This is a genomic window from Streptosporangium sp. G11 (assembly GCF_051192615.1).
Classification (GTDB): domain Bacteria; phylum Actinomycetota; class Actinomycetes; order Streptosporangiales; family Streptosporangiaceae; genus Streptosporangium.
In genome coordinates, this window is record NZ_JBPJUQ010000130.1 from 1 (window position 1) to 12,457 (window position 12,457).

Sequence of the window (12,457 nt, forward strand, 5' to 3'; positions counted from 1 at the left end):
GCGATCTCCTCCTCGCTCAGCCCCACCGGGACGAACTGGATGAGCGTGCTGTGGTCTCCGGCCACGCCCAGCGCGCCATAAGTGGCGTCGACCAGCCTGGTGGCGGTCTCCACGATCCTGCGCAGCACGGTCTCCAGGTCCAGGTCGCTGCCCACCGCGACCACCGCGTCCAGCAGCGCGTGCACCCGGTCACGGGTGGCCAGCACCGCCTCCAGACGCCCCTGCAACTCCGACAGCAACTCGTCCAGCCTCATGTTCGGGATCAGGGAACGCGGCTCCTTTTCTGTCATGGAGCGAAGTCTCGCATCCGGCTACGCCGACGCCCACCCCACGCCGGAGATCGTCTACGTCCACCTCGCCGCTCGCCACCGTGGCGTCGGCTCCGCGCTGCTTGCGGCGCTAGTCACCTCCACCGAGATCGCCGAAATCCAGATCATCCACCCCGTGGGCCTCGGCCACACAATTGGTGCCACGCAGGCCGAACCCGTCCAGTGCTGTGACCGGAAACGTCTGCCGGGTTGGGTGATCACGCGGCGAGTGGGAGGGCGTCCGCCGAAGCGGATGCCCTTTTCGCTGCGAACCCGGGCGCGTTCACGGCGTTGGGCGGCCAGAAGGGTGGGGTGGCGGGCGTTGGCGTTGCGCCAGCGCAGATAAGCGTGCGGCGCCCGGGTCTGCACCGTGTGGTTGGGATGGTCGGAGCCGGCGATGGTGAACTGCCGCAGCGGCCCGAAGTGCGCCTCGATCGGGTTGGCCCAGGAGGCGTAGGTGCGCTGGTAGGTGGCCGGTAGCCGGTTCGCTCGGCCTTGGTGGGCCCAGCCTGATCCGCCGGTGGGGCGGCCATCTTCCAATCACCTGGCTGTCCTTGCCGACCTAGCCGCAACTCGACGTCGAGGGGGGCTCGCACCTGCCGCGCGCCTCGAAGGCCTCCTCCATGCCGCCTGCCGTGCCGCGACGGTCCTGCCCGGCAGGCCGCCCTCTCAATCCGCCGCGCTCCTCAGGCCACGGGACGCGAGCCTCGGACGTAGTAGAGCATGACCGGCAGGTCGCCCTCGTCGGTGATGTGGAATCCGGCGTCGGGGATCAGGTCGGCGAGCAGGTCCTGTGGGCTGTGCCGCATCGCGGGGCCCGACACCATGCCGACAAGATGGGCGAGCAGGTGGTTGGTGGGCGGGCGGAACTCGGCGATCAGCAGCCGTCCGCCCGGCCGCAGCACCCGGAACATCTCCCCCACGGCGGCGCCGCGCCCGGCGGCCGGCATGTGGTGGACGGCCAGGCTGGAGACCACCACGTCGAACGAGGCGTCGGGCAGGTCGAGTGCCTGCCCCTCGCCCACGATGTAGGAGCAGTTGCCCGGGGCGCGTCGGCGGGCATGGTCGATCATGGGTGGTGAGGGGTCGACGCCGGTCACGTGGCCTGCCGGGCCGATGAGCGGGGCCAGGATCCGGGTCAGGTAGCCGGTGCCGCAGCCGACGTCGAGCACCTGGTCGCCCGGCCGGGCTCCGGACAGCGCCGCCAGGCGGGTGAAGATCTCGCGCCGTCGCCCGAGCAGGCCGATGTTCGCCGCGATGTCGTAGGCGCGCGGTCGATCGATCGTCCCGCCCTCGTCGGCGTGCTCGGCGTGATTGTGGAGCAACCTGCCTAATCCCATTACCGATCTCCTCTCGAACAACCTGTTCAGTAACGAATGATCCGTTCGTTACCATGACGGGGTCAACAACCACTTCCGCCCTGCTGTGCCGTACCGAACAGGACCGGTGAAATGTCCGGAAACACCGACAGGCGGGTGCGGCGCACCCGGCAGGCGATCCAGCGCGCGCTGATGGAGCTGATCCTGGAGAAGGGGTATGAGCCGGTGACCGTCACCGACCTCATCAACCGCGCCGACGTCGGACGCTCGACCTTCTACGCCCACTTCGCCGACAAGCAGGCCGTGTTGTTCGCCAACCTGGACGAGATCGCCTTCCTGCATCCGGCTCCGAACACCGACGGCCCGCTGTTCGGCTTCAGCCTGGCGATGTTCGAGCACGTGCACGAGCAACGCAGGCTGGTGCGAGCACTGCTCGGACGGCGTGGTGGTCAGATGGTGATGGCCCACGGCGAGCAGCTGCTGCAGGCCGTCATCCGCGACGAACTACTCGCCTGGGGCGGGCGCGCCTCCGCCTCGCTCGATCTGGTGGTCACCTGCGCCGTCGGGGCGTTCATGGCCCTGGTGCGCAAGTGGGTGGACGAGGAGATCAACGCCACACCGGCCGAACTGGACGCGGCGTTCCACGCGACCATCACTCCCGGCGTATGGGCGATGCTGACTCGGACGTAAAACCAGCATGGAAAGTCGTCACGTCGTGACGCGTCGCACGATGAACAGCACGAGAGCCAGGAAGGCACGTCGAAGAGCGGGTAGCACCGGCTCGGGTCTTCACCTTGAGGTTGCCGGCCACCTGGTCGTAGCGGGACACCGCGACCTTCGAAGCGCTGTTTTGGGCCGCAGCCGGTGATGGGCGTCGCAACGAGCACCTATGCGACGTCTTCGAGCACGCTCTGGACTGGACCCGCGACACGTCCGCCGGGTGGTCAACCCCCACCCCCTGGCGGGCCTGCTGTGCGCGTGCATCAGCCGATCGGGCCGATCCATCACCGATGACCGGCCGCCGCGACCTGCCGTTCAACGTCGTGCCCGCCGCCACCGACCTCGTCGGTGCACAAGAGCCGTAACCACGGGTCGCGCCGGCGGCCGCCGAGCCGTTTCAATGCGTGACCCGCGGCCGCAGTGGCAGCGTCTACCCGGCAGGCGCCGCGGCGGTCGTGATCGGCACCGGCCGTTGCCTGCTGATACCGATCTCGCCGGAGGGGTGAAGGCGGTCGCTCGCCGGCATCAGGAGGCCATCTGGGCGCGGCAGCAGACGGTGAACCGGCTGCGCTCGCTGCTGCGCGAGTTCTACCCGGCCGCGCCGGCGGCGTTTCCGATCCTGACTCAGCGGACGGCTTTGACGGTGCTGCGGGCCGCGCCCACGCCGCAGGCCGCTGCGAGGCTGACACCCAGCCGAATGGAGACACTTTTACGCAGGGCCGGGCGGCGTATCGATCCAGGACCGCCGGAGCGTCTATCGACGCAACTGCGCCATGAGCAGCTGCGCCGGCCCGCCGATAGCTCCTCACCGGCCGCTGCTCTTGGCGGCGGGCCGGGTTGAGGAGGCGGAGCGGGTGCGGTTGTTCGGGGTGCCGGCTCCGGACTGAGCCCATGTCCTGGCTCGTCGGCGGCTCGGTAAAAGTGATCGCGAGCAGAAGACTTGATGCGACCGGACGACCGCCCAGCCTGCCCGAATTCGGGGGAACTCTCGCTCTCACGGAAGCCGGGGCGGTTCAGGCGGCCGGTACCGGGAAATAGCCGGCGTCGACGAAGAAGCGGACGTAGGTGGCGAACAGCTCGTCGGTGATCGGCGGGCAGACGACCCCGGTCCCCGCGAGCGCGGCCTCGGTGGCGACGGTGTCGATGCCGGGATAGTCGTCGCCGCGCGCCGTGATCGCCTCGAACGCGTCCAGCAAAGGCAGAAGGGCGTTGTCGCGGTCGGCGAGGATCCGAGCACGCCAGTCGTCGGAGGTCGTCTCGGGCAGGGCGTAACCGGCCGCGCGCAGGTGCCCGACCAGCGCTGTGAACGACAGATGGTGCGGGTTGTAGAGATGGAACGTGCGGTCCGCACTGTCCGGTCGGCGCGACAGCTCGACGATGGCCGCGCTCACATAGTCCACCGGCACCATGTGAAAGCGCCCGCCGGCCCCGGAGGGCACAGCCCCGACCTGGATCAGGCCCTTCATGGTGAGCCAGACGAAGTCGCGGGTCTGGCAGGCACCGTTGCGCTGGTCACCGCTGACGGCGTCCACCCGGTGGACCGTGACGGGCAGGCCGCGGCCCTGGGCGAGGGCGACCAGTTGCTCGCCCACCCACTTGCTCTGGAGGTAACCGCTCGGAAGCCGTTCAGCGGGCCCGGTCGGATCGTCTACCCGCAGGGCGTGGTCAGCGGACTCGGTCGCAGCGAACACGCCGGTGGTGGACACATGGTGTACCGGAACGGTGCGGTGCCGCGCGGCCAGTCTCAGCACCTCCTCGGTGCCGGTGACATTCGCCGATTTGAGCATCGCGTACGGGTGCAGCCAGTTGACGGCCGCTCCCGCGTGGTAGACGGCGTCGACGTCACGGGCGAGTGCGTCGAAGTCCGTCTCGGACAGGCCGAGCCGCGGCCGGGTGAGGTCACCGACCACCACCTTGACGCGGTCGAGGCCGATCTCGTCCAGGATCCGGTACCACTCCAGATTGTCCCGGAGCCGCTGGTAGGCGGCTGCCTCGTCGTCCGCTCGCACCAGGCAGTGCACCGTGGCCCGGGTGGTGCGCAACAGGTCACGTAGCAGGAACGCGCCGACGAAACCGGTCGCGCCCGTCAACAGGAGCTGTTCGGGGTCAGAGACCGACCGGACGACGGTCGCCGCGGGCACGATGTCGTCGGCGAGCCGGACCTCCGCGTCGAAGTCGATACCGTCCAGGGCCCCGTCCGACGGGCGCACCGGCTCCCCGCTGTCACCCAGCGCCGCGCCAAGGTGCGTGGCCAGGGCATGCGGGGTGGGTTGGTCGAACACGACGGTCGCGGCGAGCCGCAGGCCGGTCCCGGCGCTCAGACGGTTGCGCAGTTCGACCGAGGTGAGAGAGTCGAAGCCGAGGTCGGGGAACGGCTGGTGCGGTTCGACTCCGCCGGGATCGTCGCGCCCCAGGACCTCGGCGACGGCGGCGCGGACCAGGTCGAGCAGGGCTCGCGCCTGGCCCGCCTTGTCGAGCCCGGCAAGCGCGGCGGCCAGCGATGCGGCGTCTCCGCCGGTGTCCGTCACCACACGCCGGACGGTGACGCGGGCCAGGGCACTGAGCAGCGGAGGGACCGCCGCGCCGCGTTCACGCAGCGGGGCAAGGCCCATGGGCGTCGCCACGACGGCCGGTGCCCCGGTGTGGAGAGCGGCGTCGAGCATGGCGGGGCCGCTGGGGGTGTCGATGGGCAGAAACCCGGCGCGGGCCATCCGCTTCAGGTCGGCGTCACCGAGGTGCCCGGTCAACCCGCTGGCCTCACGCCAAAGGCCCCATGCAACGGAGGTCGCGGGCAGGCCCGCCGCGGCCCTCTGGTGCGCGAGCGCGTCGAGGGACGCGTTGGCGGCGGCGTAGTTGCCCTGTCCGGGGCCGCCGAACACCCCGGCGAGCGAGGAGAACAACACGAACCGGGTGACCTTGTGCTCACGGGTGAGCTCATGCAGGTTCCACGCCGCGTCCACCTTCGGCCGCAGCACCCGGTCGACCTGCTCGGCGGTCAGGGTCGCCACGACACCGTCGTCGATCACACCCGCCATGTGCACTATGCCCGTGACAGGGTGCTCGGCGAGGACCGCGGCGAGGGCGTCACGATCGGCGGCGTCACAGGCCACGATCGACACGCGCGTGCCAAGCCCGGCCAGTTCCGTACGCAACCGGGCCGCGCCTGGCGCGTCCTCTCCGCGTCGGCTGAGCAGGACCAACCCGCGAACGCCGCACTCGACGACCAGGTGCCGGGCGAACAACGCACCCAGCGTGCCGGTACCGCCGGTGATGAGCACGGTGGCGTCAGTGCCCCAGTCCGCGGGCTGAACGGCGGTGGACGGCGCGGGAACGCGGATCATCCTGGGGACGAGCAGCGCTTCGTCCCGGACGGCGATCTGTGGTTCCCCGGTGGCCAGCGCGGCGGCGAGCGTCTCGGCGGCCGGGTCGGCGTCAGCGTCGACCAGGACGACGCGGCCGGGCGCCTCCGACTGCGCCGAGCGCAGGAGTCCCCAGGCGGCGGCCGCCGCGAGGTCGGGCGACTCCCCGTCACGGACGGCAACCGCGCCCCGGGTCAGTACGACGAGAGGGACGTCGGCGAGCCGGTCTTCGGCCAGCCAGTCCCGGACCAGGCCCAGCGTCCGGTGGACGCTGTCGCGGACCGTGCCGGACGACCGCCACGGCAGCAGGGCGGCGTCGGGGCGCTCCGCCAGAGCCTTCTCCGGGGAGGTCCAGCGGAGCGGCTTCTCGGTCCCGGCGGACAGGACCGGCCGCCAGCCGACGGTGAACAGCGCGTCGTACACCTGGGGCGCGAGGGTCGCCTGGCCGATGGTCCTTTCGTGGTGACGGCCCCGGACACCGAACGCCGCGACGGGTTCCCCGGCGCGGTCGGCGAGCCGCACCGCCCATCCGCCGTTCCCGTCGGGCATCAGGTGCACGCGCAACGCCGTGGCTCCCACCGCCGCGACGTGCACCCGCGACCAGTCCGCGGTGGCGTGCGATGTGACGGCGTCCGTCAGGGCGGCCGCGTGCAGCGCGGTGTCGAGGAGTGCCGGATGCAGGACGAACGCGTCAGCGACACCACCCTCGGGAAGGTTCACCTCGGCGAACAGTTCATCACCGCGACGCCACACGCCGCTCAGGCCGCCGAACGCCGGGCCGTGCCCGATCCCGTGAGCGGCGATCCGCTGCCGTACGACCGCCACGTCCAGGGCCTCGGCTCCCTCCGGGGGCCAAGGGCGCACAGCAGGGCCCGTCTCCGGGACGCGCAGGCTCAGCCATCCCTCGGCGTGCAGGGTCCAGGCGACGTCGGGGTGGGGCCTGGAGTGGACGGTGACCGACCGGCGGCCATGCGAGTCAGGCGCTCCGACGGCGGTCTGGAGCAGCGCCTCGCCCCGGGCGGGCAGCGTCAGCGGTGTCATGACGGAAAGCTCGTCGATGCCGGAGCAGCCCGCCTCGTCGCCGGCGCGCAACGCGATCTCCACGAACGCCGAAGGCGGCACCGTGACCACACCGGCGACGGTGTGATCGGCGAGCCAGCGATGGGTGCGCAGAGAGACCTTGCCGGTGAACAGCACCTCGTCGTGGGAGGCGACGTTGACGGCGGTACCGAGCAGCGGATGCCCGGTCGTCCCCGCTCCGGCATCCGTGACCTCGGGGTCGATCCAGTAGCGGCGTCGTTGGAAGGGGTAGGTGGGCAGGTCGCTCCAACGCGGGGCGGTGTCGTTGAAGGCCTGGCTCCAGTCCACCGGCAGGCCCTGAACATGCAGCTCGGCCAGGGAGGTCAGGAACCGGTCCATCCCCCCGTCATCACGGCGCAGAGTACCGGCGACGGCGGCGTCCTCGGTGACCTCCTGGATCGCCATCGTCAACACCGGATGGGCGCTGCACTCGACGAAGTATCCGAACCCCTTACCCGCCAGGGTCTCGACCGTATGAGCGAACTGAACCGGCTTCCGCAGGTTGCGGTACCAGTACCCGGCACCCATCTGGGAGGTGTCCAACCAATCGCCGGTCACCGTGGAGAAGAACGGCACCTCCCCGGCACGCGGTGTGATCCCCTCCAGCAGCCGCAGCAACTCTCCTTGAATCGGCTCGACCTGGATCGAGTGCGAGGCATAGTCCACCGGGACCCGACGGACCCGGATCCCCTCGGCCGCACACGCGTCCTGGAACTCCTGCGCCGCGGCCACCTCTCCGGCCACCACGGTGGCGGTGGGGCCGTTGACCGCCGCCACCGACAAGCGGCCGGACCACGCCTCCAAACGCACCTCGACCTGGTCGGCGGGCAGCGCCACCGAGACCATCGCGCCCTGCCCGGCCAGCACCCGGATCGCCTTCGACCGCAGCGCGACGACCTTCGCGCCGTCCTGCAGCGACAGCGCGCCCGCGACCACCGCCGCAGCGATCTCTCCCTGCGAGTGACCCACCACCGCGGCGGGCTCCACCCCGAACGAATACCAAAGGCGGGCCAGGGACACCATCACCGCCCAGAGGACGGGCTGGACCACGTCAACCCGCTCCAGCCATCCCTCGTCGGGGTCACGGAGCACCTCGATCAGCGACCAGTCCACATACGGTTCCAGGGCCGCCGCGCATTCGGTGATCCTCGCGGCGAACACCGGCGAGTGATCCAGCAGATGGGTGGCCATCCCCGCCCACTGCGAACCCTGACCGGGGAACACCATCACCACATCTCCCCGATCCATCGCGACCGGGCCCGCCTTGACCGCCGCCAAACCGTCGATCAGTTCTTGACGGTCATGGCCGATCACCACCGCGCGGCGGGCCAGCGACCCGCGCCCCACCGCCAGCGACCACCCCGCGTCCAGCCCACGCACATCCTCGTCCGCCAGCAGATCACCGAGATGATCCGCCAGCTCCCGCAACGCCCCCTCATCACCCGCGCTCAACACCAACGGCACCACGACCCCGTCCATATCCTCAGCGGGCTCGGACGGGGCCTCAGCCGACTCGGAAGCCTGCTCAATGATCACGTGGGCGTTGGTGCCGGACACACCGAACGACGAGATCCCTGCGCGGCGCGGCCGTCCCGTCTCCGGCCACTCCCGTGCCTCCGTCAGCAGTTCCACCGCGCCCTCGTCCCAGTTCACGAACGGGGAGGGCTCGTCCACGTGCAGTGTGCGGGGCAGGACGCCGTGCTGAATCGCCTCGACCATCTTGATCACGCCGCCGACGCCGGCGGCCGCGACCGTGTGCCCGATGTTGGACTTCAACGACCCCAGCCACAGCGGACGCCCTTCAGGCCGTCCCTGTCCGTAAGTAGAGATCAACGCCTGCGCCTCGATCGGGTCACCCAGTCTGGTGCCGGTACCGTGCGCCTCGACCACATCCACCTCGGACGCGGTCAGTCCGGCGTCCGCAAGGGCGTCGCGGATCACTCGCTCCTGGGAGGGCCCGTTCGGAGCGGTCAGCCCGTTGGAGGCGCCGTCCTGGTTGACCGCGCTCCCGCGCACCACGGCCAGCACCCTGTGGCCGTTGCGTCGGGCGTCCGACAACCGCTCCAACACCAGCAATCCAACGCCTTCGGCCCAGGCCGTCCCGTCGGCTGCGGCGGAGAACGACTTGCACCTGCCGTCTGCGGCGAGACCACGCTGCCGGGCGAAGTCCACGAAGCCACCGGGAGCTCCCGCGACCGACGCACCGCCCGCCAGGGCCAGCTTCGATTCGCCCTTCCGCAGAGACTGCGCAGCGAGGTGCAGGGCGACCAGGGAGGAGGAGCATGCGGTGTCGATGGTGACGGCCGGGCCCTCCAATCCGAAGAAGTAGGAGATCCGGCCGGAGGCGACACTGCCGAGCCGCCCGGTTGTCAGGTAACCCTCCAGTTCGCGTGGGCCGTCGAGGCCGATGTAGGTCTGCCCGGCCACTCCGACGAAGACTCCGGTGGGGGTGCCCCGCAGCAGTCCGGGGTCGATGCCGAAGTGTTCGAAGGCATGCCATGAGGTTTCCAGGAGCAGCCGGTGCTGCGGATCCATCGCCTGAGCCTCACGCGGAGAGATCCCGAAGAACCCGGCGTCGAACTCCGTCGCGCCCGCGACGAAACCGCCTTCTCGCGTGTAGGTCTTGCCGGGGGTTCCCGGTTCTGGGTCATAGAGCCCGTCGATGTCCCATCCCCGGTCGGCGGGGAACTCGCTGATCCCGTCGCGCCCCTCGTCAACGAGGCGCCACAGATCCGCCGGGGAGGACACGTCGCCCGGGTAGCGGCACGCCATGCCGACGATCGCGATCGGCTCGTCGCGCTCCGCCTCCGCCGCAGCGAGAAGCTTCCGGGTCCGCTGCAGCTCGGCCGTGGTCCATTTGAGGTACTCGGCCAGCTTTTCCTCGTTCGCCATGATGGTCGCTTCTCCTGGAGGGTCAGCTGGCCGCGCGGCCGAGCTCATTGTCGATGAGGTCGAAGATCTCGTCGGTGGAGGCCGACTCGATCCGGTCGTCCAGTTCCTCGCCGTCGTCGGGCACCGGCGCCAACCGGCCGAGCATCGTGCGCAGCCGTGCGGTGACCGCCTCGCGGTCCGGGTCGTCGCCGGTGACGGCCGTCAACGCGTCCTGGAGGCGGTCGAGTTCGTCGAGCACCAGCCTGGCCCCGCTCGCGGGGGCGAGCCTGGCCAGCAGGTGGTCGGCCAGAGCAGCGGGGGTCGGGTGGTCGAACGCCACGGCGGCGGGCAGCCGTTCGCCCATGTGCGCGGAGAGCCGGTTGCGTAGTTCCATGGCGGTCAGCGAGTCGAACCCGAGGTCCTGGAAGGCCTGGTCGGGTCGGATCTGGTCGGCGCCGCCGTGCCCGAGTACCGCCGCGACCTCACCGCGAACGACGTCGAGCACGGCCCTGGTACGTTCGGCTTCGGGAGCTCCCACCAGGCGTTCGGCAAGGGGAACCGGGGCGGTGTCCACCGTCCCGGACGTGCCGGGCATCCGGACGAGCCCGCGTAGGAGCGGTGCGACCCGGCCGCTCGCCCGCACCCCCGCGACGTCAAGCGGCGTCGCGGCGAGCGCGGGGACGGGCAGCCGAACAGCCAGGTCGAACGCGGCCAGGCCGTCTTGTACCTGGATGGGCCTGGCCCCGTCCCTGCCGTAGCGTTGCAGGTCGGCCGCCGTCATCTCCTTGTTGACCCCGCCCGCGCCGGCCCAGATTCCCCAGGCGATCGACGTGGCGGGAAGTCCCATCGAGGCGCGGTAGGTGGCCAGTGCGTCGAGAACCGCCGTGCCAGCGGCGTAGTTGCCCTGGCCTGGGCTTCCGAGCAGGCCCGCCACCGAGGAGAAGAGCACGAATGCCGTGAGGTCCCGGTCGCGGGTGAGTTCGTGTAGATGCCACGCCGCGTCCACGCGGGTCCGCAGAACCGTGTCGATGTGTGCGGGCGTGAGGCCGGGGATCATTGCGTTGTCCAGTTCGCCTGCGGCGTGCACCACGGAGTCCACCGGGTGCTCGGCGAGGACGGCGGCGAGGGCGGTCCGGTCGGCCGCGTCGCAGGCGACGAGCGTCACGTCCGCACCGGCTGCGGTGAGCGCGTCCCGCAGGTGCGGCGCGTCCGGCGCTTCGGGGCCGCGCCTGCTGAGCAGGATCAGCCTTTTGACACCGTGCTCTGCCACGAGGTGCCTGGCCACCAGGCCGCCGAGCGCGCCGGTGCCGCCGGCGATGAGGACGGTGCCCCAGTCCGGGGCGGGTTGGACGGCGGTGGTTTCGGTGCGAGCCAGGCGGGGAGCGACCATGACGTTCCGGCGCACCGCGACCTGGGGTTCCCCGGAGGCGAGCGCGGCAGCCGCCAGTTCCGTTCCGGGTCGTTCGTCGGTGTCGAGCAGGACGATCCGGCCGGGGAACTCGGTCTGGGCCGTACGCAGCAGTCCCCAAGCCGCTGCTGCGGCCAGGCGCGGAGCCTCCTGATCGTCGACGGCGACACCGCCCCGGGTGGCCACGACCAGCGACGTGTCGCCGAACCGCTCGTCGGTGACCTGGTCGCGCACAACGTCGAGCAGCTGCTGGACCCCGGCCCGCACCGAGGAGGGGACGTCCCCGCTCTGGGGAGGCATCCAGTCGAGCAGGACCGCGTCCGCTTCTGGATCACCGAGGTCACCCCATCGGATCGGCTCCGTCGCCGCTCTGACGGGGTGCACCGGCTGCCACTCGACGTGGAACAGGGTCCGCTCCGGTCTTACCGCGGCGCGCACGAGCGCGGGCGTCTCGTCGAGAGTGACGGCACCGATCGAGAGCACAGGCTCGCCCGACGGGTCAGAGAGTTCCAGCGAGAAGGTCCGTTCGGCGGCGGACACCGAGGCGACGCCGACGCCGGTGGCCCCGGTGGTGTGCAGGTACACGCCTTCCCATCGCGTCGGAAGCAGGCCTGTCTCGCCGGTGGCCACGCTGACCACGGCATCGAGCAGCGCGGGATGCAGGCCGAACCCGGCGGTCTCGTACGGGGTCTCGACCACCGAGTCGACCTGTGCGGCGGTGGCGGGTCGTGAAGGACCCTCGACCGCGATCCGCCCTTCGGCGTTCAATGTCCAGTCGGCGCCGGGGTCCGACCGGGTGTGGACGGTGACGGACCGGAGACCGTTGTCCGCGCCGGGTTCACCGGCGACGACCTGGACCGATATGGCGCCCTTGGCGGGCAGGACCAGGGGGGCGGCGATCGTGAGCTCGGCGACGCCGGCCCCACCGACCTCCTCGCTCGCCCGCAGTGCCATCTCGACGAACACGGAGGTGGGAACGATGTCATGGTCGGCCAGCCAGGGAGCGATACGGGCGGAAAGCGACCCGGTCAACACGACCGCTCCGCTTCCCGCGACTTCCAGCGCGGCGCCCAGCAAGGGATGTTCGGCGGCGACGAGCCCGAGATCGGCGGCGTCGCTCACAGACCTGGCGGCCGTCAGCCAGTGGCGGCGTCGTTGGAAGGGATAGGTGGGCAGGTCGACCTTCTGTGCTCCGGTACCGCTGTAGAAGGCGCTCCAGTTCGCGGACGTGCCGTGGAGGTGGAGCTGAGCCAGCGCGCTGATCAGGGCATCGGCCTCGTCCCGGTCCCTGCGCAGCGTCGCGGCGGCGAAGGTGTCCGGGACGATGTCACCGATCAGCGGGGTCAAAGCCGCGTCCGGGCCGATCTCCAGCCACAACCCGGCATCCGCGGC

The 12,457-nt window shown here is 70.8% G+C and carries 5 protein-coding genes and 2 pseudogenes; 2 read left to right on the forward strand and 5 right to left on the reverse strand.

Annotation, left to right across the window (positions count from 1 at the left end):
* The 3 genes and pseudogenes from ACSDR0_RS46530 to ACSDR0_RS46540 form a co-directional block, all read right to left on the reverse strand.
* Positions 1 to 290 (reverse strand): annotated as a pseudogene (locus ACSDR0_RS46530) (histidine kinase); the annotation flags it as partial.
* 252 nt (positions 291 to 542) lie between these two features.
* Positions 543 to 770, reverse strand: a pseudogene (locus ACSDR0_RS46535) (IS630 family transposase); the annotation flags it as partial.
* Positions 771 to 994: 224 nt separating this feature from the next.
* The gene (locus ACSDR0_RS46540; RefSeq protein WP_435295403.1) at positions 995 to 1,648 is read right to left on the reverse strand and encodes a class I SAM-dependent methyltransferase; all 654 of its coding nucleotides are present in this window, start codon (positions 1,646 to 1,648) and stop codon (positions 995 to 997) included.
* 111 nt (positions 1,649 to 1,759) lie between these two features.
* Here ACSDR0_RS46540 and ACSDR0_RS46545 point away from each other — a divergent pair, with 111 nt between their 5' ends.
* Together ACSDR0_RS46545 and ACSDR0_RS46550 are read left to right on the forward strand one after the other, a co-directional pair.
* A complete protein-coding gene (locus ACSDR0_RS46545) occupies positions 1,760 to 2,317 on the forward strand; it encodes a TetR/AcrR family transcriptional regulator (protein ID WP_435295404.1) in 558 nt (185 codons plus the stop codon).
* A 532-nt stretch (positions 2,318 to 2,849) separates the two neighbouring features.
* Positions 2,850 to 3,188, forward strand: a complete 339-nt coding sequence (locus ACSDR0_RS46550; RefSeq protein ID WP_435295405.1) for a hypothetical protein — start codon at positions 2,850 to 2,852, stop codon at positions 3,186 to 3,188.
* 172 nt (positions 3,189 to 3,360) lie between these two features.
* Here ACSDR0_RS46550 and ACSDR0_RS46555 read toward each other — a convergent pair whose 3' ends face one another.
* Entirely contained in the window at positions 3,361 to 9,678 is a 6,318-nt protein-coding gene (locus ACSDR0_RS46555) for a type I polyketide synthase (RefSeq protein WP_435295406.1), read from the reverse strand.
* A 22-nt stretch (positions 9,679 to 9,700) separates the two neighbouring features.
* The coding region (locus ACSDR0_RS46560) for a type I polyketide synthase (RefSeq protein WP_435295407.1) at positions 9,701 to 12,457 on the reverse strand (2,757 nt) is incomplete at its 5' end.